30 protein-coding genes are annotated in these 26141 nt (G+C 60.5%); 13 read left to right on the forward strand and 17 right to left on the reverse strand.

Going from position 1 to position 26141, the window contains the following annotated elements:
* Positions 1-41 precede the first annotated feature (41 nt).
* The 3 genes from AC13RE_RS20080 to AC13RE_RS20090 form a co-directional block, all read right to left on the reverse strand.
* On the reverse strand, positions 42-401 hold the full coding sequence (locus AC13RE_RS20080) for a response regulator (RefSeq protein ID WP_106999186.1): 360 nt from the start codon (positions 399-401) through the stop codon (positions 42-44).
* 159 nt (positions 402-560) lie between these two features.
* Positions 561-1109 (reverse strand): hypoxanthine phosphoribosyltransferase, encoded by a 549-nt coding sequence (gene hpt / locus AC13RE_RS20085; protein WP_132720689.1) that lies wholly within the window; start codon positions 1107-1109, stop codon positions 561-563.
* Positions 1110-1250: 141 nt separating this feature from the next.
* On the reverse strand, positions 1251-1916 hold the full coding sequence (locus tag AC13RE_RS20090) for a hypothetical protein (protein ID WP_488564235.1): 666 nt from the start codon (positions 1914-1916) through the stop codon (positions 1251-1253).
* Positions 1917-2126: 210 nt separating this feature from the next.
* Between AC13RE_RS20090 and ftsE the strand changes: the two genes are divergently transcribed.
* The 4 genes from ftsE (at position 2127) to AC13RE_RS20110 (ending at position 5560) form a co-directional block, all read left to right on the forward strand.
* Entirely contained in the window at positions 2127-2786 is a 660-nt protein-coding gene (gene ftsE / locus AC13RE_RS20095) for a cell division ATP-binding protein FtsE (RefSeq protein ID WP_015341323.1), read from the forward strand.
* Positions 2787-2874: 88 nt separating this feature from the next.
* Positions 2875-3822, forward strand: a complete 948-nt coding sequence (locus AC13RE_RS20100; RefSeq protein ID WP_112336440.1) for a cell division protein FtsX — start codon at positions 2875-2877, stop codon at positions 3820-3822.
* Positions 3823-3891: 69 nt separating this feature from the next.
* Positions 3892-4614, forward strand: coding sequence for a YdcF family protein (locus tag AC13RE_RS20105; RefSeq protein WP_488564236.1), 723 nt, complete (start codon positions 3892-3894; stop codon positions 4612-4614).
* A 142-nt stretch (positions 4615-4756) separates the two neighbouring features.
* Positions 4757-5560 carry a lysophospholipid acyltransferase family protein gene (locus AC13RE_RS20110; protein ID WP_132720686.1) on the forward strand — a complete coding sequence of 268 codons (804 nt, stop codon included), beginning with the start codon at positions 4757-4759 and terminating at the stop codon, positions 5558-5560.
* A gap of 27 nt (positions 5561-5587) precedes the next feature.
* Here AC13RE_RS20110 and AC13RE_RS20115 read toward each other — a convergent pair whose 3' ends face one another.
* Positions 5588-6160 carry a gamma-glutamylcyclotransferase gene (locus AC13RE_RS20115; RefSeq protein WP_488564237.1) on the reverse strand — a complete coding sequence of 191 codons (573 nt, stop codon included), beginning with the start codon at positions 6158-6160 and terminating at the stop codon, positions 5588-5590.
* 11 nt (positions 6161-6171) lie between these two features.
* Here AC13RE_RS20115 and AC13RE_RS20120 point away from each other — a divergent pair, with 11 nt between their 5' ends.
* A complete protein-coding gene (locus AC13RE_RS20120) occupies positions 6172-7185 on the forward strand; it encodes a DUF2125 domain-containing protein (RefSeq protein ID WP_488564238.1) in 1014 nt (337 codons plus the stop codon).
* 4 nt (positions 7186-7189) lie between these two features.
* Here the strand turns inward: AC13RE_RS20120 and AC13RE_RS20125 are convergent, their stop codons facing one another.
* The 4 genes from AC13RE_RS20125 to AC13RE_RS20140 all read right to left on the reverse strand — a co-directional run bounded on the left by AC13RE_RS20125 (position 7190) and on the right by AC13RE_RS20140 (position 10563).
* Entirely contained in the window at positions 7190-7618 is a 429-nt protein-coding gene (locus tag AC13RE_RS20125) for a GNAT family N-acetyltransferase (protein ID WP_488564239.1), read from the reverse strand.
* 27 nt (positions 7619-7645) lie between these two features.
* Positions 7646-8575: a prephenate/arogenate dehydrogenase family protein gene (locus tag AC13RE_RS20130; RefSeq protein WP_488564240.1), complete on the reverse strand. Its 930-nt coding sequence runs from the start codon at positions 8573-8575 to the stop codon at positions 7646-7648.
* A complete protein-coding gene (gene hisC, locus AC13RE_RS20135; protein ID WP_488564241.1) occupies positions 8572-9681 on the reverse strand; it encodes a histidinol-phosphate transaminase in 1110 nt (369 codons plus the stop codon). Before hisC ends, AC13RE_RS20130 begins: the two co-directional genes overlap by 4 nt.
* Before the next feature lie 102 nt (positions 9682-9783).
* Positions 9784-10563, reverse strand: coding sequence for a class I SAM-dependent methyltransferase (locus tag AC13RE_RS20140; RefSeq protein ID WP_041677690.1), 780 nt, complete (start codon positions 10561-10563; stop codon positions 9784-9786).
* 53 nt (positions 10564-10616) lie between these two features.
* Between AC13RE_RS20140 and gloB the strand changes: the two genes are divergently transcribed.
* The 3 genes from gloB (at position 10617) to AC13RE_RS20155 (ending at position 13105) form a co-directional block, all read left to right on the forward strand.
* The gene (gene gloB / locus AC13RE_RS20145) at positions 10617-11387 is read left to right on the forward strand and encodes a hydroxyacylglutathione hydrolase (protein WP_488564242.1); all 771 of its coding nucleotides are present in this window, start codon (positions 10617-10619) and stop codon (positions 11385-11387) included.
* On the forward strand, positions 11387-11812 hold the full coding sequence (locus AC13RE_RS20150) for a cupin domain-containing protein (RefSeq protein WP_132720679.1): 426 nt from the start codon (positions 11387-11389) through the stop codon (positions 11810-11812). The genes gloB and AC13RE_RS20150 overlap by 1 nt, the downstream gene beginning before the upstream one ends.
* A 135-nt stretch (positions 11813-11947) precedes the next feature.
* The gene (locus tag AC13RE_RS20155) at positions 11948-13105 is read left to right on the forward strand and encodes an esterase (RefSeq protein WP_488564243.1); all 1158 of its coding nucleotides are present in this window, start codon (positions 11948-11950) and stop codon (positions 13103-13105) included.
* Positions 13106-13126: 21 nt separating this feature from the next.
* On the opposite strand, the gene yddG is transcribed toward AC13RE_RS20155, so the two are convergent.
* Positions 13127-14026 (reverse strand): aromatic amino acid exporter YddG, encoded by a 900-nt coding sequence (yddG, locus tag AC13RE_RS20160; RefSeq protein WP_488564244.1) that lies wholly within the window; start codon positions 14024-14026, stop codon positions 13127-13129.
* A gap of 113 nt (positions 14027-14139) precedes the next feature.
* The gene (locus AC13RE_RS20165) at positions 14140-14916 is read right to left on the reverse strand and encodes a DUF3108 domain-containing protein (RefSeq protein ID WP_488564245.1); all 777 of its coding nucleotides are present in this window, start codon (positions 14914-14916) and stop codon (positions 14140-14142) included.
* A gap of 237 nt (positions 14917-15153) precedes the next feature.
* Here AC13RE_RS20165 and rpmB point away from each other — a divergent pair, with 237 nt between their 5' ends.
* Both rpmB and AC13RE_RS20175 read left to right on the forward strand, forming a co-directional pair.
* Positions 15154-15453, forward strand: coding sequence for a 50S ribosomal protein L28 (rpmB, locus tag AC13RE_RS20170; RefSeq protein WP_004107717.1), 300 nt, complete (start codon positions 15154-15156; stop codon positions 15451-15453).
* A 117-nt stretch (positions 15454-15570) separates the two neighbouring features.
* Positions 15571-16206, forward strand: a complete 636-nt coding sequence (locus tag AC13RE_RS20175) for a queuosine precursor transporter (protein ID WP_132720675.1) — start codon at positions 15571-15573, stop codon at positions 16204-16206.
* A 97-nt stretch (positions 16207-16303) separates the two neighbouring features.
* Here AC13RE_RS20175 and AC13RE_RS20180 read toward each other — a convergent pair whose 3' ends face one another.
* The 4 genes from AC13RE_RS20180 to AC13RE_RS20195 form a co-directional block, all read right to left on the reverse strand.
* The gene (locus AC13RE_RS20180; RefSeq protein WP_488564246.1) at positions 16304-17308 is read right to left on the reverse strand and encodes an esterase-like activity of phytase family protein; all 1005 of its coding nucleotides are present in this window, start codon (positions 17306-17308) and stop codon (positions 16304-16306) included.
* Positions 17309-17412: 104 nt separating this feature from the next.
* Complete coding sequence (cobT, locus tag AC13RE_RS20185; RefSeq protein WP_488564247.1) at positions 17413-19314, reverse strand: cobaltochelatase subunit CobT; 1902 nt, start codon at positions 19312-19314, stop codon at positions 17413-17415.
* Positions 19315-19433: 119 nt separating this feature from the next.
* Positions 19434-20423, reverse strand: a complete 990-nt coding sequence (gene cobS / locus AC13RE_RS20190) for a cobaltochelatase subunit CobS (RefSeq protein WP_112336426.1) — start codon at positions 20421-20423, stop codon at positions 19434-19436.
* Positions 20424-20731: 308 nt separating this feature from the next.
* Positions 20732-21352, reverse strand: coding sequence for a J domain-containing protein (locus tag AC13RE_RS20195; protein WP_015341342.1), 621 nt, complete (start codon positions 21350-21352; stop codon positions 20732-20734).
* Between the two features lie 107 nt (positions 21353-21459).
* Here AC13RE_RS20195 and AC13RE_RS20200 point away from each other — a divergent pair, with 107 nt between their 5' ends.
* Positions 21460-21747, forward strand: a complete 288-nt coding sequence (locus AC13RE_RS20200) for a BolA family protein (protein ID WP_112421194.1) — start codon at positions 21460-21462, stop codon at positions 21745-21747.
* Positions 21748-21765: 18 nt separating this feature from the next.
* On the opposite strand, the gene AC13RE_RS20205 is transcribed toward AC13RE_RS20200, so the two are convergent.
* Genes AC13RE_RS20205 through AC13RE_RS20215 form a run of 3 tightly spaced genes read right to left on the reverse strand, consistent with a single transcriptional unit; the run spans position 21766 to position 24796 of the window.
* Complete coding sequence (locus tag AC13RE_RS20205) at positions 21766-23076, reverse strand: HlyC/CorC family transporter (RefSeq protein ID WP_015341344.1); 1311 nt, start codon at positions 23074-23076, stop codon at positions 21766-21768.
* A complete protein-coding gene (gene aroB / locus AC13RE_RS20210) occupies positions 23076-24206 on the reverse strand; it encodes a 3-dehydroquinate synthase (protein ID WP_488564248.1) in 1131 nt (376 codons plus the stop codon). The genes AC13RE_RS20205 and aroB overlap by 1 nt, the downstream gene beginning before the upstream one ends.
* On the reverse strand, positions 24203-24796 hold the full coding sequence (locus AC13RE_RS20215; protein WP_132720671.1) for a shikimate kinase: 594 nt from the start codon (positions 24794-24796) through the stop codon (positions 24203-24205). Before AC13RE_RS20215 ends, aroB begins: the two co-directional genes overlap by 4 nt.
* A 161-nt stretch (positions 24797-24957) precedes the next feature.
* Between AC13RE_RS20215 and AC13RE_RS20220 the strand changes: the two genes are divergently transcribed.
* Both AC13RE_RS20220 and xerD read left to right on the forward strand, forming a co-directional pair.
* Complete coding sequence (locus AC13RE_RS20220) at positions 24958-25125, forward strand: hypothetical protein (RefSeq protein ID WP_015341347.1); 168 nt, start codon at positions 24958-24960, stop codon at positions 25123-25125.
* A complete protein-coding gene (gene xerD / locus AC13RE_RS20225) occupies positions 25122-26111 on the forward strand; it encodes a site-specific tyrosine recombinase XerD (protein ID WP_488564249.1) in 990 nt (329 codons plus the stop codon). Before AC13RE_RS20220 ends, xerD begins: the two co-directional genes overlap by 4 nt.
* Positions 26112-26141: the final 30 nt, after the last annotated feature.

The raw sequence follows: 26141 nt of genomic DNA on the forward strand, positions 1-26141 counted from the left end.
GGAGCCAGCACGAGGACGCTCGTGCTGACCAGAAATCAACGTCAGGCAGCCAAAGCCCGCGCGACAGCCTTTCGGATGTCTGGCAGCGCAAATGGCTTGGCAACGACGTCGACGATCTTTTCCATAAGGTCGTCAGCGCGCTCGCGCTGCTCCGCATAGCCGGTCATCAGCAGGATTTTCATCCCCGGGCACGTCGAATGTGCCTGATGCGCGAGCTCGATACCGTCCATCACGGGCATGCGGATATCGGAGAGAAGCAGATCATAGCCGCCCTCTTTCAGCTTTTCCAAGCCTTCCGCGCCGTCTGCCGCCTCTTCGGTCTCGTGGCCGTCCAAGCGCAGCGCGCGGGCGACGAAGCTGCGCAGCGAGTCCTCGTCTTCCGTGATCAGAATTTTTGCCATGGTCCGTGCTCCTGGTCCGTCATGTTCCGCGACCGAAATCACCAGAATTCCGTTTGCGATAGGTAAACAGCGGACAGGCGATCAAGCTCCGTGGTTAACGGTTCGTCATCGCTGGAGCAGAATGGCACAGGCGGACATGCCGCCTGCATTAACTCAAGATCAGGCCTCGGCGTCGCCCGTGACGACACCGACGAAGGGCAATTCGCGGAAGGCGTAGGCGACATCCATGCCGTAGCCGACAACGAAATAATCGGGGCATTCGAAGCCAACATAATCGGCCTCCAGCTCTTCCTGGCGCTTGACGCTCTTATCGAGCAGGACGGCCAGCGTGACATTACGGGCGCCGCGCTCATAGAGCAGCTCCTTGGCGAAACGCAGCGTGCGGCCCGATTCCAGAATGTCGTCGATAAGCAGCACGTCCCGATCCTTGACGTCGCTGTCGATGTCCTTGACGATGCGCACGCCCTGCGACGTCGTGCCGGCGCCGTAGCTCGAAAGCGTGATGAACTCGACCTCCGGGGCAAGCCCGGTCTCATGCAGAGCACGGAGCAAATCGGCTGCGAAGATAAATGAGCCCTTGAGGATGGCGATGACGAGGAGGTCCTTCGTCGGCCCCTTGGCGATTTCCTTCGCCAAGGCATGATTGCGCTCGGCAATCTGCTCGGCAGTGAAAAGCGGCTCGATATTCTTCCCGCGTACGACAGGCATTGATTGGCATGCTCCATGGCTAAGCGGCCCCTGGCCGCCGATCAAGCTCTACAGCGCCGCGTGTCACATAGGACGCGCAAAGGTCGCTGTAGCACTCTAAAGCAGTAGCCCCTAGCACAATCGGCAAGCCCGACACACCCCCTACGGCATGAAGGAAAGCCGGACATCCGGCGTTTTTCCACCGGGATGCTGCAATCGCGTCGAAAATCCGCGGCTTTCATGCGGCCCGAGGCGATCGACGGGCGTATCCACAACGATGCTCCTGACCAGCTGGCCGCCTGCAAAAAGATCGGCGCGCACCTGCGGAACCGAAAGCGTGGCACCGCTGACATTCTCGATGATGCCGTTCAATCTCAAGACGGGCAGCCCGCTCTCATCCCGTGGCGTCAGTGTCACATGCGAGAACTGCAGCGGATCGGACGCCGCCTCGGCGGGCGCGTTGGAGAGACCGGAAAAACCGCCGGAAAGACCGAAAATCAAGATTGCGAGGCAAATGATCAGCGCGACGAAGCTGCGCCGCGATGCCTGCTGCAGAACCTCCTCGACACCGCGCAAGACGGACAGGATGCGTGAGAAGGTGGTCTTGCGCGTCACCGGTTGCGGTTTTGGTCTGGTATGCCCGCCATAGCGCATGTTAACACCGGACACAGTCCGTCCGCGTGCGGCGGAAACGGTCACGAATTCAGCATCGACGATATCGGGCTTCGGCATGACGTAATGCGCCTGGCCCGACCCCGCTCCTCGTTCGGGCGGAATGAGGTCATAAACCAGCCCCGCCTGCTGTTGACGGTGGCGAAAAGCGCCCATGATGGCCTCCCGTTGCGGTGATCCACATGGTTTCGACGCCCATTGCCAATCTGGGCATTGAAACGAATCCTGCCCAGTCGTAAATTTTATTGGTTAATGCTTCGCAAAGATCGCCATGAATAGGGCGCCTTTCCAGAAAAATTTACCGGCTGTTAATGCCATTGGTTAACAAGTCGCCTGATTGAACCCTGCGGAAGACTGGACTGCCCGTTGATTCATTTTGAGAACGTCGGTTTGCGCTACGGCATGGGTCCGGAAATCCTCCGCGACCTGAGCTTCGACATACCGAGGAAATCGTTCCAGTTCCTGACCGGCCCCTCCGGCGCCGGCAAGACGACACTGTTGCGGCTGCTCTTCATGTCGCTGCAGCCGACGCGTGGGCTGATCCGCATGTTCGACCGGGAGATCTCCTCGATCCCGCGCAACGAACTGCCGCTGCTTCGCCGCCGTGTCGGCATCGTCTTTCAGGATTTCCGGCTGCTCGAGCATCTGACGACCTATGAAAACGTTGCGTTGCCGCTCCGCGTGCGCGGCAAGGACGAAAGCTCCTATCGCACCGACGTCCTCGAACTTTTGAAATGGGTGGGGCTCGGCGAGCGCATCAACGTGCTGCCGCCGGTTCTTTCGGGCGGCGAGAAACAGCGCGCGGCCATCGCGCGCGCCCTCATCGACCGCCCGGAAATCCTGCTTGCCGACGAGCCCACAGGCAATGTCGATCCGCCGATGGCGCGCCGCCTGCTCAATCTCTTTCTCGAGCTTAACCGGCTCGGGACTGCCGTGGTCATTGCCACGCACGATCTCGCTTTGATGGACCAGATCGAGGCGAGACGCATGATCCTATCGGGGGGGCATCTCGATATCTATGACTGACCCCCGCCCCCGCAGGACAGCCCCGAATGCCCGTGCACCGCAGGCACGGCAAGCGCCCGCGGCGCCGGCAGAACGCAAGCGCCCGGAGATGCGCGTTCGTCCGACGGGGCCGATCGTGCCGTCCTCCAACATTCAAGGCAATGCGCTCATCGTCGTCATTGCCATCATGGCCTTTCTCGCCTGCCTGACGCTCGGTGCGGTCAGCATGGTGCGCTCGACGGCGGCAAGTTGGGAAAGCCAGATTTCCCGCGAGATCACCATACAGATCAAGCCGGATGACAATCTCGACATGGAAAAGGCGCTCGCGAGCGCCCGCGATATCGCGCTCAGCTTCGTCGGCACCAAATCGGGCCAGATTGTCGACGAGGCGGCGACCGCGCGCCTGCTCGAACCGTGGCTCGGCGCCGGCCTCGATATCAAGGAACTGCCCGTTCCGCGCCTCGTCATCATCACCATCGATGAGACGCATCCGCCTGACTTCGAAGCGATGCGCGCATTGCTCAAGGCGCAGATCCCACAGGCGACGCTGGACGATCATCGCACCTGGGTCGACCGGCTCGTGTCGATGGCGCATACCACCGTTCTCATCGGTACCGGCGTCCTGCTGCTGGTCTTCACCGCTATGGTTCTGACTGTGGTTTTCGCTACGCGCGGCGCATTGTCGGGCAACCGCCATATTGTCGAAGTCCTGCATTTCGTCGGCGCCGAAAGCACCTTCGTCGCCAATGAATTCCAGAAGCATTTCCTGAAGATCAGCCTCAAAGGCTCGGGAGCCGGCAGCGCGCTCGCCGCGCTTTTCTTCGCGACAGCCGGCCTCCTGCAGAGCCATACGATCGCTACACCGCAGACCGATCAGGCAACCGCATTGTTCGGGACTTTCTCCGTCGGCGCGCTCGGCTATATCGGCATTCTCGCCACCATGATCATCATCGCGCTGCTGACGACGCTGACGGCACGTTTCACCGTCATGCACACGATCTATGAGATCGATCTGGTTCGTTCCGATCCCGGGCGGACGGATAGCGTACCGAATTGACGCTTCAGCGATGTTTTTTTACCGTGTGCCAGCCCGTTCCTTGCCGCAATTGGCGTATAATAGCGAATCATGAGCATGGATCTGACGACTCGCAAGACCATAAGTTTGCAGTCGCTGCGGACACGCCCCAGCGGCGATAGACCCGTGCGCCGCAGCCTGTTCCGGCGTCTCTTGCGCTGGGGCGGCTTCGCCTTCATCTTCCTCGCCGCCATCGTTTTCGGCGGCTTCCTGCATTTTGCCGATTCGATCACTACCTTGAAACCGCCGCTCGAGCCGAAGGCTGATGCCATCGTCGTGCTGACCGGCGGCTATCAGCGGATCGATCAGGCGGTGGAGCTGCTACGGACCGGCGCCGGAAACCGTCTCCTGATCTCGGGCGCACATCCGACCACCACGCCGACGCAGATTCGCAAATTGACGCAGAGTTCCGCCAGCCTGTTCAGCTGCTGTGTCGACATCGGCTACGACGCGCTCGATACGATCGGCAATGCCCGCGAAGCGGCAAAGTGGATTCACGCCAGGGGCTACAAGAGCGTTCTCGTTGTCACGAACAACTACCATATGCCCCGTAGCCTCGCCGAACTGAAATATGTCGATCCCTCGACCGATTTCATTCCCTATCCGGTCGTCAACTCGGATCTGAAGAGCAAGAACTGGTTCACGGACCCGAATGCGCTGCGGACGATGATCTCCGAATATGCGAAGGTCCTCCTCGCCGGTGCCCGCAACCTGACCGGCCTCGGGCGGCCGGTAGGCCTGCGCTCGCGGCAGTCGGCTGAAGACGACGACTGAGGCTCGCAGCAAAGGCCGAATCTCGGAGAGGCAACGCGCTTGAAGGTGCGAAACCACGCAAAGACCGACTTTTTATTGACGCTGTAATCGTGTAGGCAAACCTTCGGATGCCGGCGCAAGCCGGTGCATTGGAAAAGCCTCGATGATTATCTTGCGTTCGATCCTGTTCAACACGGCCTTTTATGCCAATCTGATCATTCGCATGATCGTGTTGACGCCGATTTACTTCCTCATGCCGCGCAAGGCGGCCTACGCGATCCCGAAGGCATGGGCGAAATCCAGCACCTGGCTGATGGAGAAGATCGTCGGCACCACCTTCGAGATCGAGGGCCTTGAAAATCTCCCCAAGGGCAGCTTCATCTTCGCGCCAAAGCACCAATCCTTCTGGGATACATTCGCGCTACTGCCCTATCTCGACGATCCGGTCTATATCCTGAAGCGCGAGCTTTTGTGGATCCCTCTATTCGGCTGGTATGCGAAGAAGCAGCGCATGATTCCCGTGGATCGCAGCGCCCGCGGCAAGGTGATGTTCGACGTCCTGAAGCGCACGCGCGAAGAGCTCGCCACCGGCCGCCAGCTCATCATCTATCCCGAGGGTACGCGCCGCCCGCCGGGCGCCGAGCCAGTCTACAAATACGGCATTGCCCGCATGTATCGCGACCTCGGAATTCCCGTGGTCTCGGTCGCCATGCATCCCGGCCTTTTCTGGCCGCGCCGCACCTTCCGCAAGTATCCCGGCCATCTCAAGGTGCGCATCCTGCCGCCGATCGAGCCCGGCATGGACCCGGATGCCTTCTTCGCGCGCCTGATCGAGGAAACGGAAAGAGCAAGCGACGAGCTGCTGGTCGAAACCGTCGCCAACAATCCGCATCTGCCGCTTCCTCCGACCGCAGTCCAGCGCTTGGCCGAAATCGGCAAGACAAAGCCGGTCACCGCCGCGGTCTGAGCGAACTCTCGATTCTATGCGATAGGTTCAGGATGCCTTTCGCATCCGCTCCACCTCGCCGGCGACCTGTTCGAGCCAGTGATCGCGAATGCCCATGTCCCGCAGATGCGTCAGCGTATTGAAGACATAGGCATCGTTCGGGCCGGAGCGGCCGTTGGCAGCTTCCACCACATTCGCTGCCTCGACGGCATCCAGCGAGCCGGCATATTGCCTGTGGTTGCGATCGACGACATAGGCTACGGCGTTTACGCGCCGCCCGTCAGCGAGCCGAATCGGCAGGGTCTTTTCCAGATAGACGTTGGTGACGAGCTCGCGTTCGCGCAGATAGGTCAGCACCTCGTCCCACTCGGAGGCGGGGACCCGGAAGGCCATGCCGCGGCAGGAACCGCCGCGATCGAGGCCGAGGACCAGGCCGGGATTTTCTTCCGTGCCGCGATGGACCCAGGAACGGACGCAGAGCGAGCGACGATAACCGAAAATCAGGGCCTCGGCCCGCTCGTCATAACCAAAGCCCGGATTCCACATGAGGGATCCGTAGCCAAACACCCAAAATTCGTCCATATCCAACGCCAAATCACTGTGAAGCTTCAGTTCAACCATTGGAGAACAACATGGCAGCGTCAAGCCAGAGCGTAACGACCGGTCGAGGCAAACGTCTGTGGCTCATCCTTTTTGGGCTGGTGGTGGTTCTGGCCGGTCTTTACACCGGCGGTTGGTACTATGCGACCGGTTTCGTCAGGAGCAATGTCCTGAAGGCGCTCGGCCAGCAGAACAGCGCCGGCGTTGCCGGCAAATGCGAGAACATGGCCTTCAACGGCTTTCCGTTCTCCATCGGCCTGACCTGCGACACCGTGACGGTCGACAACCAGACGCGGGGCGTCTCCACCAGTTTCGACAGGCTCAGCGCCTCCGCACCGGTCTTCCAGCCCAACCATGTGAGCTGGAGCCTGAAATCTCCTGCCGCGTTGCGGACGACGGAGGGCCTGGCCGTATCGGCAGAGTGGGCCGACCTGCAATCGAACCTCGTCGCCAAGGGCCGCGGCGTGGCGCAGACACAGACTGTCATCAATGGACTGAAGGCAGGCATCGTCTCCTCCGTCACCGGCCAGAGTGTCAATGTCACAGCCGCCCGCACGGAGATGCATGCCAGCCAGAACGGCAGCGATCTGGATTTCGCGATCGGCGTCGAAAATGCCAATGCCGTGATCAAGGATTTCCCCCAGGTCCTGCCGACCGCATCCACGAGCGCTAATGTCACACTATCAGGCAAGGCCGGCCTGCTCGATGGCAGCGACCGGGAGGGGCTTCGCGGCTCGGCGGGCATGTTGCATCAGGCCGTCATCGACATCGGCGACGGCCGCATCATGACGCTTTCCGGCCCCTTCAATTTCGACGATGAGGGTCTTCTATCCGGCCAGTTCAAGCTGGAGATCAATCAGATCGGGCCTTGGGGCGATAGCCTGACCACGACGCTTCCCGCCGCCAAGAACATCATCAAGACGGCCACGAAGATGCTGAAGGCGCTTGCCAATGGCGGCGATAAGGTTTCCGTCGATCTCACCGCCGATCGCGGCCGCCTCTCGCTCAGCGGCTTCATCCCGCTCGGCAAGATCCCGCCGATCTGAGAGCCTATCCTTTGCGGATGCCGGAGATATCCTTCACAAAGAATATCTCCGGGCTCGGCTGGACGCTGCGGAGGTCTATGCTGCCGGCCGCCTTGAAGCCGTTGCGGCGATGCCACGCCTGCGGCTCGGCTTCCGCCCTTTCGCTCGATGTCATCAGATGCCCGGCACCCTCTTCGATCATGGCGCGTTCCCAGGCATGGAACAGAGCGGTTCCAACGCCCTCGCGTCGGTATGACGGCAGTACGCGGATCATGTCCATATAGGGGATTTTGCCCCAGAAGCGGCTGAAGCGCAGGAAGCCGACAAGCTCGCCATTCTGCTCGGCGACAAAATATTCGCCGTAATGAATGCAGCGCTTGATCCAATCGTCACGGACGTCATCGTGCGCAGTGAGCCAAGGCAAATCTTCAGAGCATCCGCGTCTGACGATCATGAGCGGCCTTCCGTGGGATAAGGATGCCTATTCCTTCGCATCCAGCGCATGACGGCCGAAATCCGGCACGTCGACATCCTGGCCGGCTTCGACGATCGAGCGACGAATGGCGCGCGTACGGGTAAACAGTTCGAAGATCTTGTCGCCGTCACCCCAGCGGATGGCGCGCTGCAACGATGCCAGATCCTCGGAGAAGCGCGACAGCATTTCGAGAATCGCATCGCGATTGTGCAGGCACACGTCACGCCACATGGTCGGATCGGATGCGGCGAGACGGGTGAAGTCGCGGAAGCCGGAAGCGGAATATTTGATGACTTCCGACTCGGTCACCGTCTCCAGATCATCGGCGGTCCCGACGATATTGTAGGCGATGAGATGCGGCAGATGCGAGACGATCGCCAGCACCTTGTCGTGATGTTCGGGATCCATCTCGTCGACACGGGAGCCCAGAGTTTCCCAGAAGGTGCGAAGCGTCTTGATCGCGGCCCCGTCGGTACCGGGAACCGGGGTGAAGATGCACCAGCGCCCCTTGAACAGCCCCGGAAAACCGGCATCCGGACCGGATTTCTCCGTACCTGCCAGCGGATGGCCCGGAATGAAATGCACGTTCGACGGCATATGCGGCTGCATCTGTGCAATGACCGACGCCTTGGTCGAGCCGACATCGGTAACAATGGCGCCTGGCTTCAGATGCGCGGCGATTTCCTTGGCGACGCTCTCCGAGGCGCCCACAGGCACGGAAACGATGACGAGATCGGCGCCCTTCACCGCTTCGGCTGAGGACGGCGTATAGCGGTCGCCGAGCTTCAGCTCTTCGGCACGCTTCAGCGTCTCGGCGCTGCGCGTCGAGATCACCACTTCCTTGGCCAGGCCGAGGCGCTTGATGTCATGGGCGATGGAGGAGCCGATCAGGCCGATGCCGATCAGCGCAATGCGATCGAACTGAATGTTGCTCATACCTTGCGTCCCATAAATTCGGCCAGAGCGTCGATGACGCCGAGATTGGCCTCTTCGGTGCCGATGCTCAAGCGCAGCGAATTCGGGAAGCCGTAGGCTCGAACGGCGCGCAGGATATAGCCGCGGCTCGTCAGGAAATCATCGGCCTCCACGGCGCGCTTGCCGTCGCTGTCAGGGAAGTGGAACAGGACGAAATTCGCAACCGACGGCGTCACCTTGAGGCCGAGAGCCTCGAGCGCAGCCGTCATCTTCTCGATCCAGAGCGTGTTATGCGCGACCGCCTTTTCCGTAAAGGCCTGATCGCGAATGGCAGCGGCTCCGGCAGCAATGGCGGCGCCGTTCAGGTTGAACGGAGCACGCACGCGGTTGATCGCATCGACGATATCGACCGGGGCATACATCCAGCCGATACGAAGGGCTGCCAGGCCGTAAACCTTGGAGAAGGTACGTGTCATGACGACATTCTGGTTTGCCGAAACGAGTTCAAGGCCAGCCTCGTAGTCGTTGCGGCGGACATATTCGGCATAGGCAGCGTCGAGGATGAGGATGACGTGCTTGGGCAGGCTCGCCTGCAGGCGGCGGATCTCGCTGACCGGCACGTAGGTACCTGTCGGATTGGCCGGATTGGCGATGAAGACCATTTTGGTCTTCTCCGTGACCGCCGCGAGGATCGCGTCGACATCGACTGTGCAATCCTTCTCCCTGACCGTAACCGGCGTCGCGCCGGCGGCCATGATCTGGATCTTGTAGACCAGGAAGCCGTGCTCGGTGATGATGCCTTCGTCACCGGTGCCGAGATAGGTGTGGCAGAGCAGCCCGAGCAGCTCGTCGGAGCCGGCGCCGCAAAGGATATTGGCCACATTCAGCCCATGCACATCGGCGATCGCCTGGCGCAATTCCTTGGCCTGTCCGTCCGGATAGCGCTCGAGATTGCCGGCAGCACCGCGGAAGGCTTCGATGGCCTTCGGGCTGGCGCCAAGCGGCGTCTCGTTCGAGGAGAGCTTGAACACGCGCGCAACGCCCGGCGCATGCTCCTTGCCCGGCACATAGGCAGCGATATCGAGAATGCCGGGACGCGGGACGGGCTTGCTCATTTCCATGCTCATGGGATCGACCTTGGGAAAGACCGGAAAATTCCGGTTTATGACACCCCGTCGCATTAAAGCGGATTGATAAATTTGTCGAGTGTCGGCGCTACGGCGAAAGCGTCACGCGCCATCGCGCGTCGTCGGTATGCCGCGCGGCGCTAGCACCGGCACGAAGACACGGCGCGAGGCGCGGACGGCAACGGGCAGGCCCTGATAAAGCCGCTTCTGCGCCTCGACGATGATGACGCCGGAAAAAGCCGGCCAAAGGGTTCGGCCGATCCGCTCGAAGGCGCGGCGCAGCCGCAGCACGGTTCGCAGCTTCGAAGGCGGGAAGAACAGCGCCTCCGCGGTCGCACCGGGGGTGAAATTGGTTTCGCGCAGCAGCGAGGTGAGCTGGCCACGCGAATAGGGCCGGCCTGAGCCGAATGGCGTATGCTCCATGCGCGCCCATACGCCGGTACGGTTCGGCACGACGATGACCAGCCGCCCGCCGGGCGCCAGAACGCGCCAAAGCTCCTTCAGCGTCTCGCGCGGGCTTTCGGCAAACTCCAGCGAATGCACCATCAGCACACGGTCGATCGAACTATCCGGCAACGGCAATTCCTCATCGAAGATCAGCGCCGTCGCCGAAGCGGAGCCCATAGGCCAGTTCACCGCCCCCTGTCCCGCCGGCATGAAGGCGAAGGTGCGTTCGGTATCGGCACGAAAACGGTCGAGATAAGGCACCGCATAGCCAAGGCCGACAAGCCTCTCCTCCGGCATGCGCGCCCAGATGGAGGACAGCGCCATGGCAATCGACTGCTCCGCCAAGCGACCAAGCTCGGAATGATAAAACTGACGAAGATCGACGATATCGGTATGCATCGAAACAAATGTTATCAGCCGAACGTTGGACTTCAAGGCCGAACGGCTTACATTCTCTATTCACGGAAAAGATGAGGACGATTTCGATCATGAAACCATTGGAATTAGAGATTTTTATCTGCCGTTCCGACAATTACGGCGTCTTGGTCCATGATCCCGAAACCGGATTGACGGCATCGATCGACGCTCCGGAGGCAGGTGCGATCCTGAAGGCCGCCGATCGTCGTAGCTGGACCATCAGCCATATCCTGACCACGCATCACCATACCGATCATGTCGAGGGCAATCTGGCGTTGAAGGAACAGTTCGGCTTGGAGATCATCGGCCCGATCAACGAGGCGGTCGCCATCCCGGGCCTTGATCGCGCCGTCGCTGATGGGGATACGTTCGAGTTTGCTGGCCATACGGTCAATGTCATCGAAACGCCCGGCCACACCGCGGGCCATGTCTGCTATCATTTTGCCGACGACAAGCTGCTCTTTGCCGCCGACACGCTGTTTGCGCTCGGTTGCGGCCGCCTGTTCGAACGGCCGGCAATCGATATGTGGGCCTCCCTCCAGAAGCTTGCGGTCCTGCCGGACGAAACGGCCGTCTATTTCGGCCATGAATATACGCTCTCCAACGCCCGCTTCGCACTGACCATCGACCCCGACAACGAGCGGCTGAAGGCACGCGCGGCGGATATCGAAGCCCTGCGGGCGGAAGGCAAGTTCACCATCCCGACGACACTGGCGCTGGAGAAGGAAACGAACCCGTTCCTGCGCGCTGCCGATCCCGCGATCCGCCGCAACCTGCTGATGGAAAGCCGCAGCAACGACGAGGTCTTTGCCGAGATCCGCAAGCGCAAGGATAATTTCTGATGCAGGCAAAAGAGATCATCGAAACGCTCTCCATGCAGCGGCATCCGGAAGGCGGCTGGTACGTGCAGACCTTTCGCGACGAAAATGGCGGCGCCCGCGGCCATTCCACGGCGATCTACTATCTGCTCGAAACCGGCGAACGCTCGCACTGGCACCGGGTGCACGATGCAGCCGAAGTCTGGCACTACTATGCCGGTGCCCCGCTTGCCCTACATCGTTCCGCCGACGGCAAGACCAGCGAAACCCTCGTGCTGGGCCTCGACCTGGCAAAGGGCGAGCGCCCGCAGGCCATCATTCCGGCCAACTGGTGGCAATCAGCCGAAAGCCTCGGGCAATTCACGCTTGTCGGCTGCACGGTGGCACCCGGCTTCGAATTTTCGAGCTTCGAGATGGCACCGCCGGACTGGAAGCCGGCCTCAGACTGAACCTCTTTTTACCTTTCATTGACATCAAGCAGGGTGCGGCCAGACGGCGCGCAGTAGCGCCCTTGAAAAAGCGTTGCGCTGTGTCAGCTTTACACGGGGAGAGTGAAAATTGATTCATCTGGAGGAGGTTTTTTCGTGCGTTTATTGTTTCCTTTGCTCGTCGCGACAGGCTGTGTCATGAGCGCCCCTGTCTTTGCCCTAGATGCACCGGCCTCGCCGCCGGCCGCCCAGCCCCTGAAAAACTTCGTGACCTCTGTCGAAAAGGACGGCTCGATCACCTTCCGCCTTTATGCTCCGGGTGCGAAAGCAGTTTCCGTCACCTCGGGCTCGCGCGAACCCATCACCATGCAGCGCGGCGACGACGGCACATGGAGTGCGAAGACGGAGGTGCTGAAGCCGAATCTCTACGAATATTACTTCAACATCGACGGTTTCCGCAGCATCGATCCCGGCACCAATGCGCCGAAGCCACAGCGACAGGTCAATACCAGCCTGATCCTGGTGCCCGGCAGCATTCTCGATATCCGCAATGTGCCCCACGGCGACCTGCGGCTGGTGACCCTGCATTCCAAGGCGCTCGATTCGGAACGGCAGATGTATGTCTACACACCACCCGGCTACACCGATTCCTCCAAGCCGCTGCCGGTGCTCTACCTCTATCACGGCTTCGGCGATACTGTGGGGTCCTGGGTCCTCCAGGGCCGCGCACCGCAGATCCTCGACAACCTCCTTGCTGACAAGAAGATCGAGCCGATGATCGTCGTCATCCCGGATACGGAAACCGACGTGCCGAACGCGATCGCCGAGAATTTCCCGGCCGCCGATCGCCGCGCGAATTTCTATCCGGCGAATGCCGAGGCAGCCGATCGCGAGCTGATCGAAGACCTTATCCCCTACATGAAGAAGCATTATCGGGTGCGAAACGAGACGAGCGGCCGCGCGGTGGCCGGCCTGTCACAAGGCGGCTATCAGGCTCTTGTATCCGGTCTTTCACATCTGGATACCTTCGGCTGGGTCGCAACCTTCAGCGGCGTCAGCACGACGACCGTGCCGAACAAGACCGTCGATGCCGTGCTGAACGAGCCGGAGAAGATCAACAAGGCCCTGCACAACTTCACGGTAACGGTCGGAAGCAAGGACCAGGTCGTCGGCAAGGATGTTGCGGGCCTGAAGGCGACGCTCGACGCCAAGAAGATCAAGCACGAATACCACGAATATCCGGATCTCCAGCATGAGATGGATGTCTGGCGACCGTCGCTCGTGGCCTTCCTGCAAGAAGTCTTCAAGAAATAAATGGCAGCGGGGACGGCGGAGCTATTCCGCCGCTTCCGCCCGCGTTTGCTCTGCGTCGCCCCGGCGCAGGATCATGCGATGGGCGGCCAGCACCGCACCTCCAGTCACGAGCAGGCAGGCAAGCGCTATACCCCAACTCGGCTCGGCAAAACCGAACAGCGTCAGGATCAGCGTCGAGAGCAGCGGTGCGGCATAGCTTGCCGCGCCGAGGATCTGGATATCGCCGTTCTTGACGCCGAAGTCCCAGGCATAGAAGGCGGCCCCGACCGGAAAAAGGCCAAGACCGAGCACGGCGATCCACTGGGCCGGGTTCTCCGGCCAGATGGTTTCCTCCAGCCCCAGATGGCAAAAGAAGGAAAGGATCGAGGTCGCAAGGCAAAATATCGTGACCACATCGGTGGAAACAGCCTCGAAACGCCGCGTGATCAGCGAATAACCGGACCAGGTGAAGGCGCAAAGGAACGCCGCACCATAGCCGACGGCATAGGCGCCTTCGAAATGAAAGCCGTTGCGGCCGACAATCAGAACCGTGCCCGCAAGCCCCATCAAGGCACCGAAAATATGATACCAGCGCAGCCGCTCACCTGGCAGCAATGCGGATCCGACAACGATCAGCAGCGGCCAGAGGTAGGCGATCAGGCCAGCCTCCACCGCAGGCGCATGGCGCAATGCGGTGAAATAGAGGAAATGATAGCCGAACAGGCCGGCAATGCCTGTGATCCAGACCTTGGCGGGCTGGCGCAGCAGTTGCAGCCGTTCGGGCCTGAGCAGAAGAACAATGATGCCAGGAATGCTGCCGATCGCAAAACAGACGGCAAGCAGCTGGAAGGGTGGCATCTTCCCGGAAGCGACGGTCAAAAGCGCCAGAAACGACCACATCAAAATGGCCAAAAAGCCTGTCAACGTCGCACGAAATTTCATTCCTGTCCCCTTGCCGCGGACGTCCCGAGCCCGCGTAATACCCAGCAATTTTCGTGGAATTGCGTAGAAACAACGACGGGAAGCGTCAAGCGTTCTGTGAAACAGCGGCGCGTCTAGCTGCCGTATTTTACGGCCGTGATCGTCACCGTTCCGTATTGGGTCGGGATACGGACGTAGACGGGAGCGTAGACATTCATGGCATCCGCCTTGGCGAACCAGATCTCCATATCGTCGCTCTTGGCAAGATAGAGATAGTCCTTGCGCGTGCTCTTATAGCCGCTCTTCGGTGTGAAGCGCACGCCGCAGGCGATGGTCTTGCCCTTGAAACCTTCCGTCGAAAAGGGGTGGGATCCCTTCGGCGACAGCTTCAAATCCATCCGCATCTCGCCATCGAAGACGGCCAGCGTCTGATTGCAGAGGTTAAGGCTGGGCGTAATCGGAAAGATCATACCCGATATCGGGTCGAGCACGGATTTCAGGTCGTTCCCCGTGACCGGGACCCAGGTATCCGGCCGTTTCGGTTCGGGTGTGATCGTGTTCGACGTCACGTTGCCGTTGGTATAGGCAACGTCATAGGTGCGCTCCCTCTTCCCGCTCTTGTAGAAGAGCGTGTAATGCGTCGCCTGCAGCTTGCTGTCGTCGACGACGCCGGTCACATCGGTCTTCGCATCGATCGAGGTCACGAGATCCGCAAGGCCCGCAGAGGTGATATCGCCGCGAATGGTGAACTGCTTTCCGGTAACTTCGGTCTTGAAATCCGCCCTGGCGATCGGCAGGCCGGCCAGCGAAACGCGATACCGCGTTTCATGCCGCAGCACGTCGGCCATTGCCAGCGACGGCATCGACGCAACGATCGCTGAAATGAGAAGCCACTTCCGAATTTGAACCATGATCAAGGCCTTCAACGAGGATCAGGCAAGTTATATAGTTGCTTTGCTCGCCTGCTGCGAGCGTCAGACAACAGCAGCTTTTTGACGGAATTGCGGGAAAACACAAGGTTTGGCTTGACGCGGCCAGCCTCTCTGACTATAGAACCGCAACTTTCCAATTATGGCCTGTTGGATTGCGCGTCGGGTTTTGCCCGGCATGTCTATTCGATGGCCGAGAAAAACAAAAGTAGGTGTACCATGTCCCGCATGTGCGAATTGACCGGCAAGGCCGTCCTCGTGGGCAACAACGTTAGCCACGCCAACAACAAGACCAAGCGTCGGTTCCTGCCGAACCTCTGCCAGGTCACGCTGATCTCCGACGTTCTCGGCCAGCGCTACCGTCTGCGCGTTTCCGCTGCAGCGCTGCGTTCGGTCGAGCATCGCGGTGGTCTGGACGCTTTCCTTATCAAGGCAAGCGAAAACGAACTCAGCATGCGCGCTCGCCTGCTGCGTCGCCAGATCGTCAAGAAGTCTGCTGAAGCTGCCGTTGCTGCCTAAGCAGCACTAGCACTTCGCGATTTCATACCGGCTAAGAGGCTTGCACGGATCATCTCCGGACAAGCCTTTTTCCATGTCCGGTTTCTTTCAACTGGTGGCATCTCCCAGGATAAAAAAATGCTGACGATACGTCATACCCTTGTCTACGTTCTGCTGATGACGCTGGTCGTCGTCGCTTCCAACATCCTCGTGCAATATCCGCTGCAGGCGACGCTCGCCGGCATCAATCTCGCGGATATCCTCACCTGGGGCGCCTTCACCTATCCGGTCGCCTTCCTCATCACCGATCTGACCAACCGCCAGTTCGGTCCGAAGGCCGCGCGCAAGGTCGTCTTTGCCGGCTTCGTCGTTGGTGTCGCCCTGTCGTTTTACACGGCACAGCCGCGCATCGCGATCGCCTCCGGATCGGCCTATCTCGCCGGCCAACTGCTCGACATCTCGGTCTTCAACCGCCTGCGCCGCCTGGCCTGGTGGCGCGCGCCGCTGTTCGGCTCGCTCATCGGCTCGATGCTCGACACGCTGATCTTTTTCTCCTTCGCTTTCGCGCCCTTCTTCGTCTTCTTCGGGCCGAACGATCCCTTCGCGATCGAATGGGCGCCGATTCTTGGCGCGTTCTCCACCTCGGCACCGCGCTGGATTTCCTGGGCGATCGGCGATTTCTCGGTCAAGGTGACTGTCGGCCTCGTCATGCTGCTGCCCTACGGCGCGCTGATGAACATGTTGAAGCCGATGCCTCAGGCTCCGATGGCTTGACGGCCAAATGATCCGCCGCGCGACTCAATGTGACGCGCGGCACCATTTCCTGACAAAGAAGGATGGCAGCGGCCGAGAATCAGACCGCTCGCCACTCTCAATTCTGGCTGACGATATTGTCGTCATGCAGCTTGAACTCCAGCATCAGGCTGCGCTGCAGAATGGAATGATTGTCATCCGAAACCATGACGAGATGCAGGGAGCCGTCGGCTGCCCGGAAGACATCCAGCCCTTCCATATTGTCGATCTGATCTCCGGGCCCTGCCTCGAAGATCACCTCGCCATCTACGACCGCACCTGGCTTGATATTCGCGCCGGCGACGCGGCGGATACGCACGCCGAGACCATGGATCAGCCCGAAGCGCCGCTCCAGCAGCAATAGATCCCCATCGGGCAGAAAGACGCCGTCGCTGACATTGAAGCCGCCATGGCGCCGGACGGTGAAGCGGCCATTCAACGGCCCGTCCAGAATTGCGGCGAGCAGATTGCCTTGATCGTCCAGACTGTCTTCGGCAACGATCACCGCACTGCCGGCAAGCGGGCTCGACTGAGGCGCGATCATCAGCGCCTCGAGGCTGCGATTGGAACGCAGCTCTGATCTCGGGATGGGAATGGGCATTGTGCCATCGGGCGGCGAAATCTCGAAACCCGGATCGGGATAGGCATCGACACGGTGATATTGTTCATAGCTGACAAGGACGTGATTGCTGCGCAGCGCCAAGCCTTCGGCATCCATATCTCCTTTGCCGGCATCCGTGCTGCCATGACGGTCGATCATCGGTGTGATGCGGGCGTCGCCGACACCCTTCAGGCGGCCCTCTCCATCGCGCTCGATGGTTCCGGTCAGCCAATGGCCGGTATCCAGCACGGAAACGAAATGCCGCTGATCGGGACGGAAGCGAATAGCGGAGATGGCGCCGAGAAGCACATTATCCGAGCTGAGTTCAAGACCACCGACAAATTCCAGCGCGCCGAACTGTGTTTCTTTCGAACCGGGCTTGAAGGTGGAAATCACGGTCGCGCGGATATCTGCCGGACCACCTTTCTCGCCATTATCGCCGGAGCTGCAGCCGGCAAGCAGCGTTGCGAAAACTGCCGCCAATAGAACCGTCTTCTGCCAGCGCAGATCAAGGCCAAAGGAAACAGTCCCTTCCGTCAGAAAAGGCACCGGCCGCAAGGCCGATGCCAAGGGAAACCTGAGCGGGCTCAGCTGGCGCGGCGCATGCGCGAGCGCGGCATGCTCGTCTGATCCTCGAACAGCGAGGCAAGCTGCTCCGTCATGGCGCCAGCAAGCTCGTCGGCATCGACGATGGTGACGGCGCGGCGATAGTAGCGCGTCACATCATGGCCGATACCGATGGCCAGCAGTTCCACCGGCGAGCGCGTCTCGATCTGGTCGATGACGGCGCGCAGGTGCCGCTCCAGATAATTGCCGGGATTGACCGACAGCGTGGAATCATCGACCGGCGCACCGTCCGAGATCATCATCAGGATGCGGCGCTGTTCGCGGCGACCGAGCAGGCGGTTATGTGCCCAGATCAGAGCCTCGCCGTCGATATTCTCCTTGAGCAGGCCTTCGCGCATCATTAGGCCAAGATTGCTGCGAGACCGTCTATAGGGCTCGTCGGCAGACTTGTAGATGATGTGGCGCAGGTCGTTCAGACGGCCGGGCGTCTGCGGCTTGCCGCTGGCGAGCCACTTCTCGCGCGCCTGGCCACCCTTCCAGGCCTTGGTGGTGAAGCCGAGGATCTCGACCTTCACGCCGCAGCGCTCGAGCGTGCGGGCGAGGATGTCGGCGCAGGAGGCAGCAACCGTGATCGGTCGTCCGCGCATCGAGCCGGAATTGTCGATCAGCAGCGTCACGACCGTATCGCGGAACTGCGTGTCGCGCTCCATCTTGAAGGACAACGCCTGCGTCGGGTCGATGATCAGGCGTGGCAGGCGGGCCGGATCGAGATAGCCCTCTTCCAGATCGAAGTCCCAGGAGCGGTTCTGCTGGGCCATCAGGCGACGCTGCAGACGGTTGGCGAGCCGGCCAACGGCGCCCTGCAGATGCGCAAGCTGCTTGTCGAGGAAGGCACGCAAACGCTCAAGCTCGGCCACATCGCACAGCTCCTGTGCGGTCGTGGTCTCGTCGAACTCCTCCGTATAGACGTGATAGTCGACCTTCTCGTTGAAATCGGCGAAGGGCGTGTTCGGACGGCGGGTTTCGCCCGGCGTTTCCGAATCTTCCTCGCCTTCTTCGCTCATGTCATCGTCGGAAATCTCGCCACCGTCTTCGGTCGCGCCGTCTTCCATCTGCTCGTCGGAAGCTTCGCTATCCTCAGCCGGCGCGGCATCGGAGCCTTCGTCTTCCTTGACGTCGTCGTCGTTCTGATCCTCGCCGCTCGGCTTGTCCTCTTCGCTCTGCTGGTCCTCGCTGTCGGGTTCCGACTGTTCGTCGCCATATTCCTCGGCCATTTCCATGGCCGTCAGAATGTTGCGGACGACACGGGCAAAGCTTTGCTGGTCGTTGATCGACGACAACAGGTTCTCGAGCTGACCGCCGGTCTTTTCTTCGATGAAGGGGCGCCACAGGTCGAGCACCTTGCCGGCGCTTTCCGGCGGTTTCTGACCGGTCAGCTTCTCGCGCACAATCATCGCCATGGCCTCACCGATCGGCGCATCCTCGCGCCGTTCGATGCCGGAAAAATTCGCCTTGGCGTATTTTTCCGTATTCATGGAATTGAGGTTGGCGGCAACGCCGCTCATGCGCAACGAACCGATCGATTCGACACGCGCCTGCTCGACGGCATCGAAGATGCTGCGAGCATCGGCACCCTGGGGCGACATCACGGCGTGGACACGGGCATCATGACAGGCAAGCCGCAGGGCCATCGAATCACCGAGGCCGCGTGTCACCGCCAGCTCATGCGCCGTCGGCCGTTTTGAAAGTTCCGGCAGGCGAATGCGCTCGCCGGTCATTCCCGGGCGTTCGTTGGCAAAGGCCACCTCGACCTCGGCATCGCCGGCGATCGAGCGGACACAGCCGGTGATCGCCCGGCGCAACGGCTCCATGTCCACCGGTGCACCCGGCTTCGCTTTGGAATTATCTCCGCGACCTGACATGATGTATCGGCTTTTCCCTAAAGCAATTCCAGGAAAAATGCATAGCAGTTTTCTATCCGGAATTGCGTCAAAACAAAAAGATAGAACGTTTTCGCGATTCGAAGAAAAGCGGAAATGTTCTAGGCTTCGAGCACGATGTTGGCGGCACTTTCCTTCAGCTCGACGCCAAAAGCGCGCTGATAGTGCTCGGCGACCAGCGGCCGCTCCAGCTCGTCACACTTGTTGAGGAAGGTGACGCGGAAGGCAAAGGCGACGTCGCCGAAGATTTCCGCATTTTCGGCCCAGGTGATGACGGTACGCGGGCTCATGACGGTCGACAGATCGCCGTTCATGAAAGCCGCACGCGTCAGGTCGGCAACGCGAACCATCTTGGAGACGATGTCGCGGCCCTTGTCGTTGCGGAAGGACTTCACCTTCGCCAGCACGATATCGACTTCGTTGTTGTGCGGCAGGTAGTTCAGCGTCGTCACGATCGACCAGCGGTCCATCTGTGCCTGGTTGATCTGCTGCGTGCCGTGATAAAGGCCAGTCGTGTCGCCGAGACCGATGGTGTTGGCCGTTGCGAACAGGCGGAAGGCCGGGTGAGGACGGATGACGCGGCTCTGGTCGAGCAGCGTCAGGCGGCCCGAGGATTCCAGCACGCGCTGAATGACGAACATCACGTCCGGACGGCCGGCATCATATTCGTCGAAGACGAGCGCGACATTGTGCTGATAGGCCCAGGGCAGGATGCCGTCCTTGAATTCGGTGACCTGCAGGCCATCCTTGACGACGATGGCATCCTTGCCGACGAGGTCGATACGGCTGACATGGCTGTCGAGGTTGATACGCACGCACGGCCAGTTGAGGCGCGCAGCGACCTGCTCGATGTGGGAGGACTTGCCGGTACCGTGATAGCCCGAGATCATCACGCGGCGGTTATGAGCAAAGCCCGCGAGAATGGCGAGCGTGGTCTCGCGGTCGAAGAGGTAGTCCGTATCCAGATCGGGTACGTAGGCGCCGCCCTGGCTATAGGCAGGGACGCGGATGTCGGAATCAATGCCGAAGACTTCACGGACCGAAACGGTGGTATCGGGGATCTCGGAAATATCAAGGTCAATCTTGCTCATCATGTCTCCAGGGCGGGTGGCTCTCACCCTGCCATATCAAACTCAGCCGATTTTTCCGAAACGCCGCAGCTTGTTGCCCGCATCCGTTCGGTCGGAACAGCGGCGATACTTCTCCGGGACTAAAGCAAAATCTCGGCACGATATATGATCGCTTGCGAGCATCCTTGAACAGAGTCCCCGGACAAGAAACGCCGCGTCCGGAAAGTTGACCGAGGTGCAGCCAGCCAAATGCGCACCCTGCCGCGGTTGCCCGCAGCTTCAGCCGATTTGGACCATACCTGATTGAAGGCGGAGAGCAAGGACGGGAATTAACAAAAACCGTTCTGTTTCAATAATTGATAGGCCTGAATGACCGCGCGAAAACGCTCTTCCGAGCCGCGATCGCCGCCATTGGCATCGGGATGGTGCATTTTCACCAATTCCTTGTAGCGGCGCTTGATTTCCGGGGCCGCGGCATTGGCGTCAAGGCCCATCGTATCGAATGCCTTCGCCTCCAGCGTTTTCAGCTTGCGCTGCTGCGGGAAACGCGGTCCCCGACCCTGCCCCTCGCCTTCCCTAACGAAGCCGAAGGGGTCGCGAACGCGGGAATAGGAACCGGAGCGGATATCTGATTGAAGCGGACTGTTCTTGGCAGCCTTGTTGACACCGACCGTCCAGGTCGGACGGTGGCCGGTGATGGCTTCCTTCTGATAACGCGCAATCTCGCCATCCGAGAGGCCGGAGAAATAATTGTAGCCCTTGTTGTATTCCTTGACGTGCTCGAAGCAGAACAAAAAGAACTGCCCTTCCGCATTGCGCCCCACCGGGGCGCGATGCGTGCCGTGTTTATCGCAGCCGTCCCACTGGCACGTCGGCGGCCCCTGTTCGGGTTCCTGCGCGCGCTTGCGGCGGGTGCGAATGCGATCGAAATATTTTGAATCAAGTCTCATGGCGTCCTAATTATGGGGCCTTGGATACCCCACAACAAGAATTGACAAACAGGAATGTTATAGGCTTTGTGGGAGCCTTTTTTCGCAAGCGAGGTCGATGCGGGAATATGGAAACGACACTGCAATCCCGCATTGAGCGGAAGCTCATCGACGCCTTCGCGCCCGAGCGCCTTGCCGTCATCAATGAAAGCCACCTTCATGCGGGCCATCAGCCTGACATGACCGGAACCGGCGAAACCCATATAAGAATTCGAATCGTGTCCGCCAAGTTCTCGGGCATGCCGCGCCTTGCGCGCCACCGGGCGATCAATGAATTGCTGAAGCCCGAGCTGGATGCGGGGCTGCACGCGCTGGCCGTGGAGCCTGCGGCCCCTGGCGAGGCGGTCCGTTGGTAGGTTGGCTGCAAGCCGGAATTACTCCGGCTTTGCCTCTTCCGTTTCGGCAGGGCGGATGCGCAGCTTGGTGATGCGGTTCTTTTCCCGCTTCATGACGATGAAGCGCTTGCCATAAAAGGTGAAGGCCTGACGCTCTTCCGGGATGGTCATCGATTCGTGGATGACGAGACCCGCAATCGTCGTCGCCTCCTCGTCGGGCAAGTGCCAGTCGAGCGCGCGGTTCAGGTCGCGAATCGGTACGACGCCATCAACGACGATCGAGCCGTCGGCCTCCTGTCGCACGCCCTGGATATCGAGGTCGTGCTCATCGGCGATATCGCCGACGATCTCCTCCAGAATGTCTTCCAGGGTGACGATGCCCTGCACCTCGCCATATTCGTCGACGACGACGGCGAAATGCTGCTTGCGGCGCAAGAAGGCGTTGAGCTGGTCTTCGAGGTTGGTACTGTCGGGCACGAACCAGGGCTTTTGCGCGATCTTGACGATATCGAGATTTTCCGGCTCGACATTGCGTTCCGCCAAGGCTCGCAGCAGATCCTTGGCATGCACGACGCCGATGATGTTGTCGATCGTGCCGCGCCAGAGCGGCATGCGCGTATAGGGACTGTCAAGGATCGCGCGCACGACCACCTCTGGCGGATCGTCGGCATTGATGGCTCGCATCGCCGTGCGGTGCACCATGATGTCGGACAATTCGAGCTCGCCGAGATCGAGCACGCCGCCCAGGCGATCGCGGTCGGCTTTGACGACCGAACCCTCGCGGTGGAGCAGATCGACAGCACCGCGCAGCTCCTCGTGCGCCGACAGCATCGACACCTCCTTGGAGAGGTTGATGCCGAACAGGCCAAGGATCCAGCGCACGATGGCGTTGACGAAGCTCGATACGGGGCCGACGATCGCGACAAACAGCCGCACCGGCGCCGCCACATTGAGCGCAAAGCGATCCGGAGTCGAAATCGCCCAGCTCTTCGGCAGGACCTCAGCGAAGATGACGAGAATGACGGTCATGGCTGCCGTTGCCAGCGCCACGCCCGAATTGCCGAACAGACCGAGGAAAACGCTGGTCGCCAGCGAAGACGCCAAGATATTCGCGAGATTGTTGCCGATGAGCAAAGTGCCGATCAGCCGATCCCGACGCTCGATGAGGTGGCGCACGATACCGGCGCTTTCATCGCCGTTGGCCTCCAGCGTATGAATGCGGGTGCGCGAGACGGCCGTAAGTGCCGTCTCCGAACCGGAAAAAAACGCCGACACCAACACGAGCACGATGATCGAGATGATCTCGGGCCAATATTCGAGCAATACAGCCAGCGTGCCCTCGACGGTCATCAGGGATGTTTTTCCTTCAGGAAACTCAGGACTTCGGAAGACGGCACGTCGTCGGCAACGAAGGACTGACCGATACCATGCGTGAGGATGAAGGTGAGCTTGCCGCTCTTGACCTTCTTGTCCTGCGCGATCGCATCCATCAGCACTTCGGCCGGCGGCAACTCGCCCGGAATGTCGCCCATCCGCGTCGGCAGGCCTACGGCCTTCAGATGCGTCTCGACACGCTTGGCATCATCCGGGCTTGCCAGATTGAGGCGCGTGGAAAATTCATGCGCCAGCACCATGCCGATCGCGACACCCTCGCCATGCACCAGCCGGCGGCTGTCATAGGCGGTGGCCGCTTCTAGCGCATGGCCGAAGGTGTGGCCGAGATTGAGCAAGGCACGCGCCCCGTTTTCACGCTCGTCGGCAACGACGACATCGGATTTCGCCTGGCAACTCGCGGCAATCGCCTCGATGCGGGCCGCCCCGCCGGCAAAAACATCCTTCCAGTTGGCCTCGAGCCAGGCGAAGAAATCCGGCTTGTCGATCAGGCCGTATTTGGCGACTTCGGCATAGCCGGCGCGGAATTCGCGCTCGCTCAGCGTATTCAGCACATCGGTATCGGCCAGCACGAGGTCGGGCTGGTGGAAGACGCCGACGAGGTTCTTGCCGTGATGAGTGTTGATACCGGTCTTGCCGCCGACGGACGAATCCACCTGCGACAGCAGCGATGTCGGCACTTGAACGAAACGGACGCCGCGCCGCACGATGCCGGCGGCAAAGCCCGAGAGATCGCCGATGACGCCACCGCCAAGCGCGATCACCGCATCATTGCGCTCCACACGCGCAGTGAGCACCGCATCGCAAACGGTGATCAGGTGCTCGAAACTCTTGGTCTTCTCGCCGGCCGGCAAAACGAGGCTGGAAGCCTGGATGCCCGCAGCTTCCAGGCTGGCGACCAACGCACCGAGATAGAGCGGCGCCACATTTTCATCGGTGATGATGGCGGCCTTGCGGCCTTTCAGCCGCGCGGCGATCTCTTGGCCCGCACGCGCGATCAGACCGGGACCGATCAGGATATCGTAGGCACGTTCACCGAGAGGCACGCGCACAAGGCGCTCTGCGGAAGCCGGTGTCATCGCATTCATGGCATTTTGCTTTCTGTTTTCTTTCCCTCGGCGATGGCGGCAAGGACTTCCCTGACCATGATATCCTTGTTTACGTCGCGGGAGAGAACCGTGATATCGGCTTCCGCATAGATCGGATAGCGCGCATTCATCAGGTTCTCGAGGGTCTGTTTCGGATTCTCGGTCTTGAGCAGAGGGCGCGTATCGCGCTTGTTCACCCGATCCCAGAGCACATCGAGATCGGCCTTCAGCCAGACGGAAAGGCTGCCGCGCTTGACATGCAGGCGCGTGCTTTCGTTGATGAACGCACCGCCGCCCGTCGAGACGACGCGCGGGCCGCCCTTGAGCAGCCGCTTGATGACGCGCGTCTCCAACGCTCGGAACTCTTGTTCGCCGTAAGCGGCGAACAGTTCGGCGATCGTCATGCGCGACACGCGCTCGATTTCGGCATCCGTATCGACGAAGGGGAGGCCGAGCTGCTGCGCAACGGGCCGGCCGATCGAGGATTTTCCCGCTCCCATCAATCCTATAAAGACAAGATTGCGCTGACCCAGCGCTGCGCGCGCCTTGTCTCTCAAGCTCTCGGCAAGGGTCAGGACTTGTTCACTCATCGGCCCATTCACAATTTCTTTGGAAACGGTATCGTCAAATGCGCCGGTAGCGTCAAGACGCCGCTGCCGTAAACATGTCTGCAATATCCTTCGGCTAACTCTTGAAGGAATATAATTATAGCGCATCGCCGCGCCACTGAACGGCGAAGGAGAGTTTTCGAATGCCCACCCTGTTTCGCTTCCTTGTCATCTGCGCGGTCATCGCCGGATCGATATATGGAGCGATGTGGGCTCTGGTGCTCTTCGTCGATCCCCAGCCGCGCGATGTGACGATCCGCATTGCCCCCGAGCGCCTCAATCCACCGACGACAGGCGCGCTGAAACCATGAGCGCGCCAGCTGAGAATGTACGAGCGAGCAAAAGGGATCTGGGGCGAGTGCATCTGGAAGCCTTTCTGGAGATGATGAGCGCCGAGCGGGGTGCTGCCGTCAACACGCTGCAATCCTACGAGCGCGATCTCGACGATCTCCATTCATTTCTTTCCGGGCAGGGCGTCCGCTTGACGGAGGCAAGCCCCGGTGATCTGGCCGCCTATCTTTCCAGCCTGTCGAGCCAGGGCTTCAAGCCATCCTCCCAGGCACGCCGCCTCTCCGCCATGCGGCAGTTCTACAAGTTCCTCTATGCCGAAGGTCTGCGCACGAACGATCCCACCGGAATTCTCGATGCGCCAAAGAAAGGCCGCGCCCTTCCGAAGACGATGGGCGTCGATGAGGTGACGAAGCTTCTGACCCAGGCGGAGCGGGAAGCGGCGGTCGAAGGGCCCGATCAGTTGCAGCGCCTGCGCATGCTGGTGCTTCTGGAAATGCTTTACGCCACCGGCATGCGCGTCAGCGAGCTCGTCTCCCTGCCCGCGAAAGTCCTGGATCAGGAAGGGCGCTTTCTGATGATCCGCGGCAAAGGCAACAAGGAGCGGCTGGTGCCGCTATCGCAGACTGCCATTTCGGCCCTGAAGGCCTATAGGCGCCTGCAGGCCACCATTTCAGCCAACGCCAAGCAGCCGCTACCGGAAAGCCCCTGGCTTTTCCCCGCGGCGTCCAAGCAGGGGTATCTGCCGCGGCAGGTCTTTGCACGCGATCTCAAGGATCTTGCCATCCGGGCCGGCCTGACGCCTTCGATGATCTCGCCGCATGTGATGCGCCATGCCTTCGCGAGCCATCTTCTCGCCAACGGCGCAGACCTGCGCGTGGTGCAGGAACTTCTCGGTCATTCGGACATTTCGACGACACAAATCTACACACATGTGCTGGAAGAACGCCTTCATCAGCTGGTCCAAACGCATCACCCCCTTGCCAAACAGGCAAAAAAACAGGATTAGGACCGGCATACAGGCTCAAGCCGCCATCTC

It is taken from the genome of Martinezella sp. CNPSo 3959 (assembly GCF_057784355.1).

What these genes read in the sequence shown, in the direction of transcription:
- AC13RE_RS20205 (WP_015341344.1), bottom strand. Translation starts at nt 23,076, where the DNA reads ATGACCGTCGAGGGCACGCTGGCTGTATTGCTCGAATATTGGCCCGAG.
- AC13RE_RS20115 (WP_488564237.1), bottom strand. Translation starts at nt 6,160, where the DNA reads ATGGTTGAACTGAAGCTTCACAGTGATTTGGCGTTGGATATGGACGAA.
- cobT (WP_488564247.1), bottom strand. Translation starts at nt 19,314, where the DNA reads ATGTCAGGTCGCGGAGATAATTCCAAAGCGAAGCCGGGTGCACCGGTG.
- AC13RE_RS20220 (WP_015341347.1), top strand. Translation starts at nt 24,958, where the DNA reads ATGCCCACCCTGTTTCGCTTCCTTGTCATCTGCGCGGTCATCGCCGGA.
- AC13RE_RS20195 (WP_015341342.1), bottom strand. Translation starts at nt 21,352, where the DNA reads ATGAGACTTGATTCAAAATATTTCGATCGCATTCGCACCCGCCGCAAG.
- AC13RE_RS20110 (WP_132720686.1), top strand. Translation starts at nt 4,757, where the DNA reads ATGATTATCTTGCGTTCGATCCTGTTCAACACGGCCTTTTATGCCAAT.
- hisC (WP_488564241.1), bottom strand. Translation starts at nt 9,681, where the DNA reads ATGAGCATGGAAATGAGCAAGCCCGTCCCGCGTCCCGGCATTCTCGAT.
- AC13RE_RS20090 (WP_488564235.1), bottom strand. Translation starts at nt 1,916, where the DNA reads ATGGGCGCTTTTCGCCACCGTCAACAGCAGGCGGGGCTGGTTTATGAC.
- AC13RE_RS20165 (WP_488564245.1), bottom strand. Translation starts at nt 14,916, where the DNA reads ATGGTTCAAATTCGGAAGTGGCTTCTCATTTCAGCGATCGTTGCGTCG.
- AC13RE_RS20130 (WP_488564240.1), bottom strand. Translation starts at nt 8,575, where the DNA reads ATGAGCAACATTCAGTTCGATCGCATTGCGCTGATCGGCATCGGCCTG.
- yddG (WP_488564244.1), bottom strand. Translation starts at nt 14,026, where the DNA reads ATGAAATTTCGTGCGACGTTGACAGGCTTTTTGGCCATTTTGATGTGG.
- xerD (WP_488564249.1), top strand. Translation starts at nt 25,122, where the DNA reads ATGAGCGCGCCAGCTGAGAATGTACGAGCGAGCAAAAGGGATCTGGGG.
- aroB (WP_488564248.1), bottom strand. Translation starts at nt 24,206, where the DNA reads ATGAATGCGATGACACCGGCTTCCGCAGAGCGCCTTGTGCGCGTGCCT.
- AC13RE_RS20080 (WP_106999186.1), bottom strand. Translation starts at nt 401, where the DNA reads ATGGCAAAAATTCTGATCACGGAAGACGAGGACTCGCTGCGCAGCTTC.
- AC13RE_RS20175 (WP_132720675.1), top strand. Translation starts at nt 15,571, where the DNA reads ATGCTGACGATACGTCATACCCTTGTCTACGTTCTGCTGATGACGCTG.
- AC13RE_RS20100 (WP_112336440.1), top strand. Translation starts at nt 2,875, where the DNA reads ATGCGCGTTCGTCCGACGGGGCCGATCGTGCCGTCCTCCAACATTCAA.
- AC13RE_RS20215 (WP_132720671.1), bottom strand. Translation starts at nt 24,796, where the DNA reads ATGAGTGAACAAGTCCTGACCCTTGCCGAGAGCTTGAGAGACAAGGCG.
- hpt (WP_132720689.1), bottom strand. Translation starts at nt 1,109, where the DNA reads ATGCCTGTCGTACGCGGGAAGAATATCGAGCCGCTTTTCACTGCCGAG.
- AC13RE_RS20105 (WP_488564236.1), top strand. Translation starts at nt 3,892, where the DNA reads ATGAGCATGGATCTGACGACTCGCAAGACCATAAGTTTGCAGTCGCTG.
- AC13RE_RS20200 (WP_112421194.1), top strand. Translation starts at nt 21,460, where the DNA reads ATGGAAACGACACTGCAATCCCGCATTGAGCGGAAGCTCATCGACGCC.
- AC13RE_RS20125 (WP_488564239.1), bottom strand. Translation starts at nt 7,618, where the DNA reads ATGATCGTCAGACGCGGATGCTCTGAAGATTTGCCTTGGCTCACTGCG.
- AC13RE_RS20120 (WP_488564238.1), top strand. Translation starts at nt 6,172, where the DNA reads ATGGCAGCGTCAAGCCAGAGCGTAACGACCGGTCGAGGCAAACGTCTG.
- cobS (WP_112336426.1), bottom strand. Translation starts at nt 20,423, where the DNA reads ATGAGCAAGATTGACCTTGATATTTCCGAGATCCCCGATACCACCGTT.
- rpmB (WP_004107717.1), top strand. Translation starts at nt 15,154, where the DNA reads ATGTCCCGCATGTGCGAATTGACCGGCAAGGCCGTCCTCGTGGGCAAC.
- AC13RE_RS20150 (WP_132720679.1), top strand. Translation starts at nt 11,387, where the DNA reads ATGCAGGCAAAAGAGATCATCGAAACGCTCTCCATGCAGCGGCATCCG.
- gloB (WP_488564242.1), top strand. Translation starts at nt 10,617, where the DNA reads ATGAAACCATTGGAATTAGAGATTTTTATCTGCCGTTCCGACAATTAC.